This window comes from Thermus aquaticus (assembly GCF_001280255.1).
Taxonomy (GTDB): Bacteria; Deinococcota; Deinococci; order Deinococcales; family Thermaceae; genus Thermus; species Thermus aquaticus.
Window position 1 is genome coordinate 101,546 of the sequence record NZ_LHCI01000106.1, and the last position, 14,631, is coordinate 116,176.

A 14,631-nucleotide genomic window follows, 5' to 3' on the forward strand; every position below is an offset into this window, starting at 1 on the left:
TTTGCAAGGTACGAGCTTCGCTCGTGACCACCGACTGACTGTCCATGACCAGGGCGCTGGGGGAAGCGGGTCTCCCTTCTCGCTCCCGGTCCCGGCGGACCAGGGCTTGCACCGCTTTCTCCCACACCCCCTCCTTCTGCCACTGGCGAAAGTAGTGGTAGACGGTGGACCAGTGGGGCAGGTCATGGGGCATGGCTCGCCAGGGGATGCCGTTCTTCAGGACGTAAAGGATGGCGTTCATGATCTCTCTTCTGGACACCTTGGCAGGCCGGCCGCCGGGCTTGGGGGCGGGAATGAGGGGCTCCAGGAGGGCCCACTCCTCGTCGGTTAGGTCGCTGGGGTAACATCGTCTAAGAGGCACCCTTCAAGGATACCACCCTTTTACGACAGCCTCTAAGTACCCCGCCGTGGGACCCAAAAGGGCGTACCGGAGCCTATTGGGAGCGCTCCAGGATCTCCACCACCAGGGCCGCCCCGATGAGGTTGGCCCCCAGGTCCTTGCGGATGCGCTCCGCTTTGGCCATGCGCAGGAGGTCCTCCCGGCGGAAATACCAGGTGCCCCCCACCTCTAAGGGCTCCACGAAGCCGATCTCCACGTAGGCCCGCACGGCGCTCCGGGAGAGGCCGTGTTCCTCTAGGGCCTCCAGGGAAAGCCAGGCGCTACGCGCGAGCATAGTAGGCCTCCGCTAGCCTCTTCCAAAGGGCTTCCTCCTCGGGGGTGAGGCGCTCGGGGATGGTAAGGCGCACCTCCAGGTAGAGGTCCCCGCGGCCGGTGGGTCCGGGGAAGCCCTTGCCTTTGAGCCTCAGCTTCCTGCCCGCCTGGGTCCTGGGGGGGACGGTGACCTCCACCGGGCCCTCCAGGGTCATGGCCCGCACCTTGCCCCCCACCACGGCGATGGGGGCCGGGACGTCCAGGGTGGCGTAGAGGTCCTGCCCCTCCAGCCGGAAGCGGGGGTGGGGGAGGAGGCGCACGGTGAGGAGGAGGTCCCCCGGGGGGTCCCCGGGTCCCCCCATGCCGGGAACCCGGAGGGTGGCCCCGTCCTGGACCCCGGGGGGGATGCGCACGGAGACCCGCCTGCCCCCCACCTCCAGGACCCTTTCGCCTCCGTGGAAGGCCTCCTCGAGGGTGAGGGGCAGCTCGGCCCGCACGTCCCGCCCCCGCCGGGGCCGGCGGCTTCGGCCGAAAAGCCCCCCGCCGAAGAGCTCCTGGAAGAAATCCGAGAAGTCCTCCACGTCAAAGCCGGAGAAGTCGTAACCCCCGGGCGGCGGGGGAGGGGGCGGGGTGGTGGTCCCGTAGGTGTCGTAGATCTTGCGCTTCTCGGGGTCGGAGAGGACGGCGTAGGCCTCGTTGATCTCCTTGAACTTCTCCTCGGCCTCGGGGCTTTTGTTGACGTCGGGGTGGTACTGCCGGGCCAGGCGCTTGTAGGCCCTTTTGATCTCCTCCTGCGTGGCGTTTCTGGGGACGCCCAGGATGGCGTAGTAGTCCTTCATGGCCTACTCCACCCCCGCTTCGTCCTCGGGCTTTTCCTCGCCCACGGCCACCCGGGCGGGGCGCACCAGGCTGTCCCCCATGCGGAAGCCCCGCTGGAAGACCCTGGCCACCTTGCCGGGTTCCCCCGGGAGGAGGCCGATGGCCTCGTGGTACCTGGGGTCAAAGGCCTGGCCTTCCCCCGGCACCTCCTCCACGCCTAGGCCCGCCAGGATGCGGAAGAAGCCCTCCCGCACCGCCCTCACCCCCTGCAGGATGCTCTCCGGGTTGGCCTGGGCGAACTCCAGGGCCCGGTCCAGGTCGTCCAGGACGGGGAGGAGGGCCCTCAGGACCTTGAGGGCCCCTTCCCGCTCCCGGGCCTTTAGCTCCTCCTCCATGCGCTTGCGGTAGTTGTCAAAGTCGGCCAGGAGGCGGAGGTACCGGTCCTTGAGGCTTTTAAGCTCCTCCTCGGCCGCCTTGAGGCGGGCCTCCAGGGCCTCGGCTTCCTGGGCCACCTCGTTGAGGTCCTTTTCCAGGGCGTTTTCCCCCAGGTTCCTCTCTTCCATGCTTCCCTCCTTGAGGGGAAGGCCCCGCCCCCAGGGGCGGGGCCTTCCCGTGGGCTTACTCGGCGGGCTTGTAGTCGGCGTCGATCACGTCGTCCGGGCGGCCTCCCGTGGTCCCCGCCGTGGCCGAGGCCTCGTAGGCCTGGACCGCCTGGAGGAGCTCCTCCGTGGCCGCCTTGAGCTCGGGGTCGGGGGCGTCCCGCTCCACCAGCTCCTTGGCCCTGGCGATGGCCGCCTCCAGGCGGGCCTTGGCCTCGGGGGAGCCCGACTTCTCGTTGAGGACCCGCTCTGCCTGGACCCTGGCGGTGTCCAGGGCGTTCTTGAGCTCGGCGTGCTCCTTGCGCCGCCGGTCCTCCTCGGCGTGGCGCTGAGCCTCGGCGATTATCCGCTGGATCTCCTCCTCGGAGAGGGTGGTGGTGTTCTGGATGGTGATGGAGGCCTCACGCCCGGTGGACTTCTCCCTGGCGGTCACGTGGAGGATGCCGTTGGCGTCAATGTCAAAGCAGACCTCAATCTGCGGCACCCCGGCGGGCATGGGCGGGATGCCCTCGAGGCGGAAGCGGCCTAGGCTCTTGTTGTCTTGGGCCATGGGGCGCTCCCCCTGCAGGACGTGGATCTCCACCGCTGTCTGGTTGTGCTCTGCCGTGGTGAAGATCTCGCACTTGCGGGTGGGGATGGTGGTGTTCCTGGGGATGAGGACGGTCATCACCCCGCCCTTGGTCTCCACGCCCAGGGAGAGAGGGGTGACGTCCAGGAGGACCACGTCCCGCACCTCGCCCATGAGGACGCCCGCCTGGATGGCGGCCCCCATGGCCACCACCTCGTCGGGGTTCACGGAGCGGTTGGGCTCCTTGCCCAGAAGCTCCTTCACCACCCGCTGCACCGCGGGCACCCGGGTGGCCCCGCCCACTAGGATCACCTCGTCAATCTGGGCGGGGGTGAGGCCGGCGTCCTTCAGAGCCTGCTCCACGGGGCCCCGGAGGCGCTTGAGGAGGGGCTCAATGAGCTCCTCAAACTTGGCCCGGGTGAGCTTCTTCTCCAGGTGCAGAGGGGTCTTGGTGGCGGGGTCCAGGGCGATGAAGGGGAGGGAGATGGTGGTCTCCAGGGTGCTGGAGAGCTCAATCTTGGCCTTCTCCGCCGCCTCAATGAGGCGCTGGAGGGCCTGCCGGTCCGCCTTCAGGTCCACCCCGTACTCCCGCTTGAACTCCTCGGCCAGCCAGTTGACGATGGCGTGGTCCATGTCGGAGCCGCCCAGGTGGGTGTCCCCGGAGGTGGACTTCACCTCAAAGACTCCTTCGCCGATCTCCAGCACCGTGACGTCAAAGGTGCCGCCCCCCAGGTCAAAGACCAGAACGGTCTCGTTCCCCTTCTTGTCCAGGCCGTAGGCCAGGGCGGCGGCCGTGGGCTCGTTGATGATGCGTAGGACCTCGAGGCCCGCGATCCTCCCGGCGTTGGCGGTGGCCTCCCGCTGGGCGTTGTTGAAGTAGGCGGGCACGGTGATCACCGCCTTGGTGATCTTCTCGCCCAGCTTCTTGGAGGCGTCCTCCACCAGCTTGCGGAGGATCATGGCGCTGATCTCCTCGGGGGTGTAGAGCTTGCCCTTGACCTCAATGCGCACGCCCCCATCGGGCCCCGGGACTACCTTGTAGGGGACCCGCTTGGCCTCTTCCTGAACCTCCTCGTAGCGGCGCCCGATGAAGCGCTTGACCTCAAAGATGGTCCCCTCGGGGTTCAGGACCGCCTGGCGCTTGGCCATCCGGCCCACCAGGGTCTCCCCGTCCCGGAAGGCCACCACGCTGGGGGTGGTCCTCTCCCCCTCGGCGTTTTCCAAAACCACCGGCTTGCCGCCCTCCATGACGGCGATCACGCTGTTGGTGGTGCCCAGGTCAATGCCCACTGCCTTGGCCATAACCTCACCTCTCCGGACCAGCATACCCGATGCCTGCCTATATTGTCAAGCGAGTTGAGCGAAGTCTTGTCATGGTGTCCTGGGCTACCCAGAACCCCCATGGGGCGTGTACCCTAGGGGAAGACATGCCTCGGGTTCCCCTGAACTTCTTGGTCTTCGTCCTGGGCCTGCTCTTTCTGGCCTGGGCCTTCAGCCTCGCGGGCACCATGGCCCCCCCTAGCGGCGCGGTCAACTACACCACCTTCCTGGAGGACCTGAAGGCGGGCCGGGTCAAGGAGGTGGTGGTCCGCTCGGGGGAGACCCGCATCCAGGGCACCCTCACCGACGGCTCGGGCTTCACCACCTACGCCGCCAGCCCCCCGGACAACGCCACCCTCGAGGCCTGGATGCGCCAGGGGGTGAGCGTGCGGGTGGAGCCCCCCCAGACGCAGAACGCCTTGGGCTTCCTCTGGCCCCTTCTTCTGGTGGGTCTCCTTATAGGGGCCCTCTACTACTTCTCCCGCACCGGCCGGGCCGGGCCCTCCGACTCCGCCTTCAGCTTCACCAAAAGCCGGGCCAAGGTCCTCACCGAGGCCCCCAAGGTCACCTTCAAGGACGTGGCCGGGGCCGAGGAGGCCAAGGAGGAGCTCAAGGAGATCGTGGAGTTTCTGAAAAACCCCGGCCGCTTCCACGAGATGGGGGCCCGGATCCCCAAGGGCGTCCTCCTGGTGGGCCCTCCCGGGGTGGGCAAGACCCACATCGCCAGGGCGGTGGCCGGGGAGGCCCGGGTGCCCTTCATCACCGCCAGCGGCTCGGACTTCGTGGAGATGTTCGTGGGCGTGGGGGCAGCGAGGGTCAGGGACCTCTTTGAGACCGCCAAGCGCCACGCCCCCTGCATCGTCTTCATAGACGAGATTGACGCCGTGGGCAGGCGGCGGGGGAGCGGCGTGGGGGGCGGCAACGACGAGCGCGAGCAGACCCTGAACCAGCTTCTGGTGGAGATGGACGGCTTTGAGAAGGACTCCACCATCATCGTCATGGCCGCCACCAACCGCCCCGACGTCCTGGACCCCGCCCTTCTGCGCCCGGGCCGCTTTGACCGCCAGGTGGCCATTGACGCCCCCGACGTGAAGGGGCGGGAGCAGATCCTCAGGATCCACGCCCGGGGCAAGCCCCTGGCCGAGGACGTGGACCTGGCCCTCCTGGCCAAGCGCACCCCGGGCTTCGTGGGGGCGGACCTGGAGAACCTCCTGAACGAGGCCGCCCTCCTGGCCGCCCGGGAGGGGCGGAAGAAGATCACCATGAAGGACCTGGAGGAGGCCGCCGACCGGGTGATGATGGGTCCCGCCAAGAAGAGCCTGGTCCTCACCCACCGCGACCGCCAGATCACCGCCTACCACGAGGCCGGCCACGCCCTGGCGGCCCACTTCCTGGAGCACGCCGACGGGGTCCACAAGGTCACCATCGTCCCCCGGGGCCGCGCCTTGGGCTTCATGATGCCCAGGCGGGAGGACATGCTTCACTGGTCCAGAAAGCGCCTTCTGGACCAGATCGCCGTGGCCCTGGCCGGCCGGGCCGCCGAGGAGCTGGTCTTTGAGGACGTGACCACGGGGGCGGAAAACGACTTCCGCCAGGCCACGGAGCTGGCCCGGCGCATGATCACCGAGTGGGGCATGCACCCCGAGTTCGGCCCCGTGGCCTACGCCCTCCGGGAGGACACCTACCTGGGCGGGTACGACGTGCGCCAGTATTCCGAGGAGACGGCCAAGCGCATTGACGAGGCGGTGCGGCGGCTTATAGAGGAGCAGTACCAAAGGGTCCTTAACCTCCTTCGGGCCAAGCGGGAGGTCCTGGAGCGGGTGGCCGAGACCCTCCTGGAGCGGGAGACCCTGACGGCGGAGGAGTTTCAGCGGGTGGTGGAGGGCCTTCCCCTGGAGGTCCCCGAGGAGCCCAAGGAGGAAAAGGAGGCCCCCCGGGTGGTGCCCAAGATCAAGCCCGGCGGAGCCCTGGGCGGGGCCTAAGGGATAACCCGGGGGGCCAAGCCCCCCGGGGGAAGGGAATAGCTTACTTCTTGACTTTGTCCTTGAGGGCCTTGCCCGGCTTGAAGGCGGGGTACTGGGTGGCCGGGATCTTGATCTTCTCCTTGGTGCCGGGCTTCACACCGGTGCGGGCCTTCCGCTTGCGCACCTCAAAGGTCCCGAAGCCGGTGAGCTGCACCTTGTTGCCGGCGGCCAGGGCCTCTTCCACCTTGGCCAGGAAGGCGTCAATGGCCGCCTTGGCGTCCTTTTTCTTGAGACCGGCCGCCGCCGCCACCTGATCCACCAGATCCGCTTTGGTTACCGTTTTCTTTGCTGCCATTCTTCACCTCCTTCCTCTTTTCCCTTCCGGGCGGACTATATCACGCCGACTTCGCTTCCCGCAATACCCTGTCCTATTTCTTCCGCCATGTATAGTAATGTGTGATAGTGAAAGCATTGCCTCTAGCGGTACTGGGGGGGTAGAAGTTCCCGTACCCGGGCCTCTATCTCCCGGGTGAGGCTTTCCAGCTCCTGGTGGGAAACCTTGGTTTTCCTTGGAACGGGGATGGGGTCGCCGTAGACCACCCGGATGGGCCGGCGCAGGCGGAAGAGCTTCCGGCCCACGGGCCAGGCCTTCTCGGAGCCCACCACGGCCACGGGCACCACCGGGCTTCCGGTGCGGAAGGCGATGGCCGCTACCCCGGTCTTGAAGGGCTGGAGCCTGCCCGAGCGGCTCCTTGTGCCCTCGGGGAAGATGCCGAAGGCCATGCCCCTCTCCAGGGCCCGGATGGCGCCCTTGATGGCGGAAAGGTCCCCGGTCCCCCGTTCCACGGGGATGGCGTAGAGCCGGGGCAGGAGCCAGGAGAGGACGGGCAGGCGGAAGACGTCGGCCCGGGCCAGGAAGCTCACGGGCCTTTTGATGCCGGCGCCGATGGCGATGGGGTCCAGGATGGAAAGGTGGTTGGCGGCCAGGATCACCGGGCCCTTCTCGGGCACCTTTTCCGCGCCCTCCGTCCGGTAGCCGAAGAGGAGGTGGAGGAGGAAGCGGGCCAGGGGCCAGGCCGCCCGGTAGACGGGGTTGGGCCTTTCCACGGGCCTCAGTCTAAGGCCTTCAGAGCCCTGCCCGCCTCCAAATGGGCCAGGCGCAGGGGCTCGGGCAGGCGGAAGCGGGTGGGGAGGGCGCGGACGAAGGCTAGGGCCTCCTCGAGGCCCACCCGGTGCCCGGGGGAGACGTAAAGGGGTCTCGCCTCGGCCCGGCTTCGGTACACGTAGCCCATGGGCCTGTCCTCGGGGGAGAGGAGGCGGACGGCGCTTCCCCTTTCCTGGGGTAGGGGGCCTTCCGGGCGGCCATAGAGGAGGCTCTTGGCCACGCCCACGCTGGGAAGGTCCAGGTGGACCCCCAGGTGGCTGGCGATGCCCAGGCCCCGGGGGTGGGCGATGCCCTGCCCGTCCACCAGAAGGGCTTCCGGGGCCTCGGGCAGGGCCTTCAGGGCCAGGAGGTAAGCGGGGGCCTCCCGGAAGGAGAGAAAGCCGGGAACGTAGGGGAAAAGCTCCTCCTCGGGGACCGCGCCCTTGCCCACGAAGAGGGGGCCCCTTTCCAGGTCGTAGAGGACGGCCACGGCCAAAAGGGGCTTTCCCCGCCTGTGGGAGGCGTCCAGGGCGGCGATGCGCCTCACGCCCTCCAGGCTTCCCGCCACCACCACCTTCCCCGCCAGGGCCTTTTGGAGGGCCAGGGCCTCCTCCAGGCTCCCCGGCTTGGGGAAGGGGGGGATCTCCACCTAGCTCACCTCCCTGAGCCTTTCCAAGACCTCTTGGTCCGAGGGGTCCACGCCGTAGAGGAGGGCCAGGTAGTAGGCGGTCCAGGCCAGGCGGTACCAGAGGGCCACGGCCTGGGCCAGGCGGCTTCCCTCGGGCGGGGGGACCTCGGCGACGGCGTCCACCCGGGTTTCCAGGATCTCCTTGGCCAAGGCCACGGCCTCCCCCCCTCCCAGGAGGACGGCGGCCAGGGGGTCGCCCTGCTCGTGGCGGGCCTCGAGGCCCGTCAGGAAGAACTCCAGGGCGCTAAAGGGCGGGGTCAGGGAGAGGCTTTTCCCGATGCGGGCGGTGAGGCTTTGGGCGGCCGCCTCGAGGGGGCGGAAAAAGGGGCTATAGAAGAGGGGAAGGCGCTCCAGGAGGGTGTAGGCCAGGAACTTGGCGGGGTTCTCCTCCAGGGGCACCTCGGGCCCGAGCCGCCGCCTCTCCCCAAGAAGCTTCTCGTCCACCTCCTTCAGGGCCTCCTCCTGCCCCGTGGCCAGGAGGAGGAAGCGGAGGTAGCGGTAGGGGCTTAGGGGGCTCGGGGGGACGTGGACGTCCACGCCCTGGCGGAAGCCCACCCGCACCACCCTGGCCCGGCCGCTTTCCGCCAGAAGGCCCATGGCGGCGGCCTCCCCCAGGTCGTACCCGCCTTCCAGGAGGAAGAGGGTGCCCTCCTCCACCCACTCGGGGAAGGCCAGGAGCTCGGCGGCGAAGCGCCCCTCCCCGTAGGCCAAAACGCCGTGGGGGCCCGGGTAGGTCCCCTGGGGCACGGGCCCCGTGCCCACCAGGTCCCTGAGCTCCAGGGCCAGGCCCCGCCGGTCCACCAGATAGGTTTCCTCCCGGTCCAGGTCGCGCATACCCCTTATGCTAATCCCTATGCGGCCCTGTGTCCCCAAGCCTATCCCCCGCATCTGGGGAGGAAGCGCCCTGGGCTATGGCCCGGGGATCGGGGAGGTGTGGCTCTGCGAGGAGCCCCTTCTCGTGAAGCTTTTGGACCCGGCGGAGTGGCTTTCCGTCCAGGTGCACCCGCCCCACGCCTACGCCCTAAGGGTGGAGGGGAAGCCGGGCAAGTACGAGGCCTGGTACGTCCTTTCCCCAGGGGAGATCGTCTACGGCGTAAAGAGGCCCTTAAGCCGGGAGGAGGCGCGCAGGCGGGCGGAGGAGGGCCGCTTGGAGGAGGTCCTCCGGCGGGTGCGGGTGGTCCCGGGGCAGGTGGTCTACCTCCCCGCCGGGGTGGTGCACGCCCTGGGCCCCGGGGTGCGGGTCTACGAGGTCCAGACCCCCTCGGACCTCACCTACCGCCTCTACGACTACGGCCGCCCCAGGGAGCTCCACCTGGAGAAGGCCCTGGAGGTGGCCCTCCTGGAGCCCACCCCCATCCCTCCGGTCCGGCCGGAGCCGGTGCCGGGCGGGGAGAGGCTTCTCAAGACCCCCCACTTCGCCCTCTACCGCTTTCCCCTCCGGGGAGGCCTGACCTTGAGGCCCGAGGCCCCCCTCATCCTCACCCTCCTGGAGGGGGAGGCCTGGCTTCCTGGGGAGGTCCTCCGGCCCCCCGCCACCTTCCTCCTCTTTCCGGGGGAGGAGGTGCGCCTCCAGGGGGAGGGGCTTCTCCTGGGCGCCGCCCCCGGCCTTGACCAAAGCCCTGAAGGGCGGGAAGACTAGGGGGCATGGACCGGCCCTTTTTGGACCTCGGCCCCTGCAGCCCCCTGAGGGGCGCCTTGCGGGTGCCCGGGGACAAGTCCGTGACCCATCGGGGCCTCATGCTCCTGGCCCTGGCCGAGGGGGAGGGGCGGCTTTATTACCCTCTGAAGGCGGGGGACACCCTCTCCACCGCTCGGGTCCTCCGGGCCCTGGGGGCGGAGATAGAGGAGGAGGGCCCCCACTTCCGGGTGCGGGGAAGGGGCCTCCGCCTAAAGGAGCCCGAGGACGTCCTGGACTGCGGCAACGCCGGCACCCTCATGCGCCTCGTCCTGGGCATCCTGGCGGGGCAGGAGGGGCTTTTCGCCGTCCTCACCGGGGACGCCTCCTTGAGGCGGCGGCCCATGGCCCGGGTGGCCGAGCCCCTAAGGGCCATGGGGGCCCGGATTGACGGCCGGGAAGGGGGCGGGAAGGCCCCTCTGGCCGTGCGGGGTGGGCCTTTGCGGGGCATCCGCTACACCCTGCCCGTGCCCAGCGCCCAGGTGAAGAGCGCCCTCCTCCTGGCGGGCCTCTTCGCCGAGGGCGAGACGGAGGTGGAGGAGCCCACCCCCACCCGGGACCACACGGAAAGGCTCTTCCGCCACTTTGGCCTCCCCCTCTGGGTGGCGGGGAGCCGGGTGAGGACGGCCAAGACGGGGCCCTTCCCCGCCAAGGACCTCACCGTCCCCGGGGACTTCTCCTCGGCGGCCTTCTTCTTGGTGGCGGCCCTTATCTCCCCGGGCTCGGAGGTGGTGGTGGAAGGGGTGGGCCTGAACCCCACCCGCACCGGGCTCCTCCAGGTCCTGAAGGCCATGGGGGCCGAGGTGGAGTGGCGGGTCCTCGAGGGGGAGGCGGGGGAGCCCGTGGGCTACGTCCGGGCCCGGCATAGCCCCCTGAAGGGCGTGGCCGTGGACGAGGGCCTCATCCCCCTCATGGTGGACGAGGTGCCCATCCTGGCGGCGGCCGCCGCCTGGGCGGAAGGGGAGACCTTTATCCCGGGCCTTTCCGAGCTTCGGGTCAAGGAGTCCGACCGGGTGGCCTCCATCGCCCAAAACCTCCGGGCCCTGGGGGTGGAGGTGGAGGAGGGGCCGGACTGGCTTAGGATCCGGGGAGGCGGGGTGCGGAGGGGCGAGGTGGAGTCCTTCCACGACCACCGCATCGCCATGGCCTTCGCCGTGGCGGGCCTCCCCGTGGGGGTTAGGGTGTGGGAGCCCGAGTGGGCGGAGATCTCCTACCCCGGCTTCTTCCGGGACCTCCTTGGCCTATGCGGGGCATCGTGACCATAGACGGCCCCTCGGCTTCGGGGAAGAGTTCCGTGGCCAAGCGGGTGGCCGAGGCCCTGGGGGTCCCCTACCTCTCCAGCGGCCTCCTCTACCGGGCCGCCGCCTACCTGGCCCTGAGGGCGGGGGTGGACCCGGAGGACGAGGGGGGGCTTTTGGCCCTGCTTCAGGCCAAGAGGGTGCGCCTCCTGCCCGATAGGGAGGGGAACCGGGTCCTGGCGGACGGCGAGGACCTCACCCCCCACCTCCACACCGAGGCGGTGGACCGGGTGGTCTCCCAGGTGGCCCGCCTCCCCGGGGTGCGGGCCTGGGTGAACGCCAGGCTCAAGGAGGTGCCCCCGCCCTTTGTGGCCGAGGGGCGGGACATGGGCACCGCGGTCTTTCCCCAGGCGCCCCACAAGTTCTACCTCACCGCCCGTCCCGAGGTCCGGGCCCAAAGGCGGGCCAAGGAAAGGCCCGGGGACTACGAGGAGGTCCTACGGGACCTCCTCCAGAGGGACGAAAAGGACCGGGCGCAAAGCGCCCCCGCCCCCGAGGCCCTGATCCTGGACACCAGCGAGATGGGCCTCGAGGAGGTGGTGGCCAGGATCCTGGAGCATCTTAAGGATTAGCCATGGTGCCCGGGGCCAAGGCCAGGCCGGTCCACGAGTTCCTTAACATCGTCCTCTTCCGCCCCCTGGCCCACCTGGTGGTGCGGGCGCTTCTTCCCACCCCGGTGAGGCCCCACCACCTGGTCCTCTTCCACACCCTTCTGGTCCTCCTGGCCGCCTGTTTGGTCCTCGTGGGCGAGGACCTCCCGGCCGCCCTCCTCCTGCAGGTGAAGACGGTCCTGGACAACGCCGACGGGCAGCTCGCCCGCCTCAGGGGTGAGGTCACGGAGCTGGGCCGCTACCTGGACACCGAGCTGGACTTTTTCGGCAACCTCTCCCTCTTCCTGGCCTTGGGGGTGCGGACGGGAGCCTGGGGGATGGCCCTTCTGGCCTTTTTGGTTTTCACCCTGGTCCAGTCCTACGACTTCAACCTGGAAAGGCTTTACCGCCTCCACCGGGGGCTTCCCCTCCCGGAGGAGGCCCAGGACCCCAGTGGCCCCCTCCTTGCCCTTTTGCGGGGGGTCTACCGCCTCCTCTTCCTGCCCCAGGACCGGGCCATCACCGCTTTGGAGGGGTTTCTTCTGAAGTCCTTTCGTCTAGACCCCAGGCGCTTCTTTGACGAGGCCGCCCTTGCGGGGGTGGTGAACCTGGGCCTCACCACCCAGCTTTTCTTCATGGGCCTCTTCCTGGCCTTTCACCAGCCTGGGGCCTACCTCACCTTCGTCCTCCTTCAGGCCCTGTATCTTGGGCTTTGGTACCTATGGAGAATCCTCCGCAGTATCCCATCCCCACGGTGGGGGCCCTAGTGGAAAAGCAAGGCCGGGTGCTTCTGGTGCGCACCGCCAAGTGGCGGGGGCTTTGGGGGGTGCCCGGGGGGAAGGTGGGCTACGGGGAGAGCCTCGAGGCCGCCCTGAGGCGGGAGATCCGGGAGGAGGTCAACCTAGAGCTTCGGGAGATTCGCTTCGCCCTGGTGCAGGAGGCCCTCTTCAGCCCCGAGTTCCACAAGCCCAGCCACATGCTCCTCCTCAACTACTTCGCCAAGGGGGAAGGGGAGGTGCGCCCCAACCATGAGATTCTGGAGTGGGCCTGGGTGGAGCCTGAGGCGGGGCTTGGCTACCCCTTAAACAGCTTCACCCGGGTCCTCCTCGCCCGCTACCTGGAGGGAGCATGAGGGTCGCGCTGGTGACGGGAAGCGCCAAGGGGATCGGCCGGGCCATCCTCCTGGCCCTGGCCCGGGAGGGCTTCGCCGTGGCCGTCCACTACCGCACCTCCGAGGGCCTGGCCGAGGCCACGCGGCAGGAGGCGGAGGCCCTGGGGGTGCGGGCCATCAAGGTCCGGGCCGACCTCACCCGGGAGGAGGAGGTGGCGGGCCTGGTGGAGGAGGTCCGCTACCACCTGGGGGGGGTTGGGGTCCTGGTCAACAACGTGGGCGACTACCTCTACAAGCCCATAGAGGAGGTGAGCCTGGAGGAGTGGCGCTGGATCCTGGACACCAACCTCACCGCCACCTTCCTCCTCACCCAAAAGGTCCTCCCCCTCATGGTGGCGCAGGGCTATGGCCGCATCGTCAACCTGGGCTACGCCGGGGCCCAGAACCTCCTCGCCCGGCCCCACATCACGCCCTACGCCATCGCCAAGACCGGGGTGGTCCTCTACACCAAGGCCATCGCCAAGCGCTTCGCCACCGCCGGCATCACCGCCAACGTGGTGGCCCCGGGGGTGGCGGAGAACTCCATCTCCAAGCCCATCCAGGAGATCCCCATGGGGCGGTTGGCCCTCCTGGAGGAGATCGCCCGGGCCGTCCTCTTCTTCGTCCACGAGCCCTACCTGACGGGGCAGGTCCTGGAGGTGGCGGGGGGGTGGAACCTCTGAGCCCAATCTGCAACCCACATTCCGCACCCCCAGACTTGACCGCTATACCGCATAGAGCCCCAGGAAGCGCAGGGGGGCGAGGGGGTTGAAGGCGAGGGCCTCCAGGGCCGCCTTCTTCTCCCTGACCCCCTGGCGGTGGAGCAGGGAGACCAGAAAGGCCCGGAGGGCCGCCAAGACCTGTGCCCCCACTCCCCGCACCTGGCAGGCGTCTTCGCGGAAGAGGACGTCCCGCACCCAAAAGGACCGGTTCTCTACCTCCCACCGGGAAAGGAGAAGCTCCCCAAGCCGCCTCGCATCCGCCACCTCCGGCCCCAGGCTGGTGAGGGCGTAGCTCACCGCGCGCCTTACCTCCCCCGTCCCCTTGCGCACCACCTCCCGCTCCATCCGCACCACCTGCCCGCACCCGGGAAAGGCCCGTATCTCTTCCGGCAAGTAGGGGGAGGCCCAAACTCGGTAGGTCCACACCTCCCCATCCCGCACCAGGTTCCACACCGCCTCGGTCTCGCCGGGAAGCCGCCTCTCCTCCATGCCCTTGAACACCTCCAAGGCCCACGCCAGCAGTTCCCCCCGGTTCCCCTTCAGGACGAAGAGGTACGCCCCCCTTTTTGCACCACCTTCCCCGCTAACTCCGGGTACAGGTACCCGGCGTCCCCCACCACCACCTTCCCCTTGAGCCCCTCCGCCCCCAGGCGGTCCAGGAGCTCCAAAAGGGCTTGGTCCTCCCTCCCCTCCGCCTTGGCCTGGGCCAGGGTGGTCCGGCGGTTCATTTGGGGTAGGGGCCCCAAAGCGGCCCAGGGCCAGGACCTCCACCAGTCTGACCTGGGGACTTTTCCCCTTGCCGCTTCCCTTGAGGTGCTTCCCGTCCACCACCAGGACCTCCCCCAGGTCCGCCCCGGGAAAGACCTGGAGGAGGGCCTCCTGGAGCTTCTCCGGGTCCAGGCGGTGGAGGAGGAGGGTGAGGATGGTGTGGCCCGGGGGCTTGCGCAGGCCGAGGTGGGGTAGAAGATGGGGGTTGGCGCGGGCGGTCAGGCCGCAAGGCCTATCTTGCAGCGTTCCACGCCCCTCAGGGAGTCCACACGGGAGAGGAAGGCCACCAGGATGAGAGCCAAAAGACCCCACAGAGGGTACTGCCGGTTGCGGGCCCGGGGGTCGGGGATCTGGGATAGAGCCTCACGCAGGGTCATGCCCCTCCTTTACTCCACGAGCCGCATATCGGTCAAGTCTGCCGCGCCCCCTCGCTCAAGGAGGTAAGAAGCTATCGTAAAAGTCCTCCAGGGGCAGTTACGCGGCCCTGGCTAGCCGCTTCACCAACAATCGTAGCATGCCCAGATAGACCCAGGCCTCGCTTACCAGAGGGTTCTCCTCATAGTCCTTGGCAAGACGCCGGTTCCGCCCCAGCCAGGCAAAGGTCCTCTCCACCACCCACCTCTTAGGTAAAGGCTTGAACCCACGCTCCCGCGGAATCTCCGGCACCTCCGCCC

17 protein-coding genes and 1 pseudogene are annotated in these 14,631 nt (G+C 68.8%); 7 read left to right on the plus strand and 11 right to left on the minus strand.

The window, feature by feature from the left end; genetic code table 11:
* The 5 genes from BVI061214_RS01495 to dnaK form a co-directional block, all read right to left on the minus strand.
* Nucleotides 1-361, minus strand: a 361-nt coding sequence (locus BVI061214_RS01495) for an IS5 family transposase (RefSeq protein WP_156303273.1), incomplete at its 3' end; no start/stop codon positions are given.
* Nucleotides 362-434: 73 nt separating this feature from the next.
* On the minus strand, nt 435-674 hold the full coding sequence (locus tag BVI061214_RS01500; protein WP_003045302.1) for a chaperone modulator CbpM: 240 nt from the start codon (nt 672-674) through the stop codon (nt 435-437).
* A complete protein-coding gene (locus tag BVI061214_RS01505) occupies nt 661-1,491 on the minus strand; it encodes a DnaJ C-terminal domain-containing protein (protein ID WP_053767010.1) in 831 nt (276 codons plus the stop codon). Before BVI061214_RS01505 ends, BVI061214_RS01500 begins: the two co-directional genes overlap by 14 nt.
* 3 nt (nt 1,492-1,494) lie before the next feature.
* Nucleotides 1,495-2,034, minus strand: coding sequence for a nucleotide exchange factor GrpE (gene gprE / locus BVI061214_RS01510; protein WP_003045305.1), 540 nt, complete (start codon nt 2,032-2,034; stop codon nt 1,495-1,497).
* Nucleotides 2,035-2,089: 55 nt separating this feature from the next.
* Nucleotides 2,090-3,940: a molecular chaperone DnaK gene (dnaK, locus tag BVI061214_RS01515; RefSeq protein ID WP_053767011.1), complete on the minus strand. Its 1,851-nt coding sequence runs from the start codon at nt 3,938-3,940 to the stop codon at nt 2,090-2,092.
* Between the two features lie 125 nt (nt 3,941-4,065).
* Here dnaK and ftsH point away from each other — a divergent pair, with 125 nt between their 5' ends.
* Nucleotides 4,066-5,940, plus strand: coding sequence for an ATP-dependent zinc metalloprotease FtsH (gene ftsH / locus BVI061214_RS01520; RefSeq protein WP_053767012.1), 1,875 nt, complete (start codon nt 4,066-4,068; stop codon nt 5,938-5,940).
* 43 nt (nt 5,941-5,983) lie between these two features.
* Here the strand turns inward: ftsH and BVI061214_RS01525 are convergent, their stop codons facing one another.
* The 4 genes from BVI061214_RS01525 to BVI061214_RS01540 form a co-directional block, all read right to left on the minus strand.
* Nucleotides 5,984-6,277 carry an HU family DNA-binding protein gene (locus BVI061214_RS01525; RefSeq protein ID WP_003049348.1) on the minus strand — a complete coding sequence of 98 codons (294 nt, stop codon included), beginning with the start codon at nt 6,275-6,277 and terminating at the stop codon, nt 5,984-5,986.
* A gap of 122 nt (nt 6,278-6,399) precedes the next feature.
* Nucleotides 6,400-7,029, minus strand: a complete 630-nt coding sequence (locus tag BVI061214_RS01530; RefSeq protein WP_053767013.1) for a lysophospholipid acyltransferase family protein — start codon at nt 7,027-7,029, stop codon at nt 6,400-6,402.
* Nucleotides 7,030-7,034: 5 nt separating this feature from the next.
* Complete coding sequence (locus BVI061214_RS01535) at nt 7,035-7,715, minus strand: endonuclease V (RefSeq protein ID WP_003049352.1); 681 nt, start codon at nt 7,713-7,715, stop codon at nt 7,035-7,037.
* Nucleotides 7,716-8,588: an SIS domain-containing protein gene (locus BVI061214_RS01540; protein WP_053767014.1), complete on the minus strand. Its 873-nt coding sequence runs from the start codon at nt 8,586-8,588 to the stop codon at nt 7,716-7,718.
* Nucleotides 8,589-8,607: 19 nt separating this feature from the next.
* Between BVI061214_RS01540 and BVI061214_RS01545 the strand changes: the two genes are divergently transcribed.
* The 6 genes from BVI061214_RS01545 to tmpR are packed head-to-tail and all read left to right on the plus strand — an operon-like array spanning nt 8,608 to nt 13,150.
* Nucleotides 8,608-9,393 (plus strand): class I mannose-6-phosphate isomerase, encoded by a 786-nt coding sequence (locus tag BVI061214_RS01545; protein ID WP_053767015.1) that lies wholly within the window; start codon nt 8,608-8,610, stop codon nt 9,391-9,393.
* Between the two features lie 5 nt (nt 9,394-9,398).
* Nucleotides 9,399-10,688, plus strand: coding sequence for a 3-phosphoshikimate 1-carboxyvinyltransferase (gene aroA / locus BVI061214_RS01550; RefSeq protein ID WP_053767016.1), 1,290 nt, complete (start codon nt 9,399-9,401; stop codon nt 10,686-10,688).
* Nucleotides 10,673-11,299 carry a (d)CMP kinase gene (gene cmk, locus BVI061214_RS01555; RefSeq protein ID WP_053767017.1) on the plus strand — a complete coding sequence of 209 codons (627 nt, stop codon included), beginning with the start codon at nt 10,673-10,675 and terminating at the stop codon, nt 11,297-11,299. Before aroA ends, cmk begins: the two co-directional genes overlap by 16 nt.
* Nucleotides 11,300-11,301: 2 nt before the next feature.
* Nucleotides 11,302-12,084, plus strand: a complete 783-nt coding sequence (locus BVI061214_RS01560; protein ID WP_053767018.1) for a CDP-alcohol phosphatidyltransferase family protein — start codon at nt 11,302-11,304, stop codon at nt 12,082-12,084.
* On the plus strand, nt 12,039-12,449 hold the full coding sequence (locus BVI061214_RS01565; RefSeq protein WP_053767019.1) for an NUDIX domain-containing protein: 411 nt from the start codon (nt 12,039-12,041) through the stop codon (nt 12,447-12,449). Before BVI061214_RS01560 ends, BVI061214_RS01565 begins: the two co-directional genes overlap by 46 nt.
* Nucleotides 12,446-13,150 (plus strand): bifunctional dihydropteridine reductase/dihydrofolate reductase TmpR, encoded by a 705-nt coding sequence (tmpR, locus tag BVI061214_RS01570; RefSeq protein WP_053767020.1) that lies wholly within the window; start codon nt 12,446-12,448, stop codon nt 13,148-13,150. The genes BVI061214_RS01565 and tmpR overlap by 4 nt, the downstream gene beginning before the upstream one ends.
* A 42-nt stretch (nt 13,151-13,192) precedes the next feature.
* Here the strand turns inward: tmpR and BVI061214_RS14155 are convergent.
* Together BVI061214_RS14155 and BVI061214_RS01585 are read right to left on the minus strand one after the other, a co-directional pair.
* Nucleotides 13,193-14,334: pseudogene (locus BVI061214_RS14155) on the minus strand (ISAs1 family transposase).
* 97 nt (nt 14,335-14,431) lie between these two features.
* A partial coding sequence (locus BVI061214_RS01585) for a transposase (RefSeq protein ID WP_162208003.1) occupies nt 14,432-14,631 on the minus strand: 200 nt, incomplete at its 5' end.

Excerpts from the sequence above, each read along its gene's own strand:
- BVI061214_RS01500 (WP_003045302.1), bottom strand. The coding sequence starts at position 674 with ATGCTCGCGCGTAGCGCCTGGCTTTCCCTGGAGGCCCTAGAGGAACAC.
- BVI061214_RS01505 (WP_053767010.1), bottom strand. The coding sequence starts at position 1,491 with ATGAAGGACTACTACGCCATCCTGGGCGTCCCCAGAAACGCCACGCAG.
- gprE (WP_003045305.1), bottom strand. The coding sequence starts at position 2,034 with ATGGAAGAGAGGAACCTGGGGGAAAACGCCCTGGAAAAGGACCTCAAC.
- dnaK (WP_053767011.1), bottom strand. The coding sequence starts at position 3,940 with ATGGCCAAGGCAGTGGGCATTGACCTGGGCACCACCAACAGCGTGATC.
- ftsH (WP_053767012.1), top strand. The coding sequence starts at position 4,066 with ATGCCTCGGGTTCCCCTGAACTTCTTGGTCTTCGTCCTGGGCCTGCTC.
- BVI061214_RS01525 (WP_003049348.1), bottom strand. The coding sequence starts at position 6,277 with ATGGCAGCAAAGAAAACGGTAACCAAAGCGGATCTGGTGGATCAGGTG.
- BVI061214_RS01540 (WP_053767014.1), bottom strand. The coding sequence starts at position 8,588 with ATGCGCGACCTGGACCGGGAGGAAACCTATCTGGTGGACCGGCGGGGC.
- BVI061214_RS01545 (WP_053767015.1), top strand. The coding sequence starts at position 8,608 with ATGCGGCCCTGTGTCCCCAAGCCTATCCCCCGCATCTGGGGAGGAAGC.
- aroA (WP_053767016.1), top strand. The coding sequence starts at position 9,399 with ATGGACCGGCCCTTTTTGGACCTCGGCCCCTGCAGCCCCCTGAGGGGC.
- cmk (WP_053767017.1), top strand. The coding sequence starts at position 10,673 with ATGCGGGGCATCGTGACCATAGACGGCCCCTCGGCTTCGGGGAAGAGT.
- BVI061214_RS01560 (WP_053767018.1), top strand. The coding sequence starts at position 11,302 with ATGGTGCCCGGGGCCAAGGCCAGGCCGGTCCACGAGTTCCTTAACATC.
- BVI061214_RS01565 (WP_053767019.1), top strand. The coding sequence starts at position 12,039 with ATGGAGAATCCTCCGCAGTATCCCATCCCCACGGTGGGGGCCCTAGTG.
- tmpR (WP_053767020.1), top strand. The coding sequence starts at position 12,446 with ATGAGGGTCGCGCTGGTGACGGGAAGCGCCAAGGGGATCGGCCGGGCC.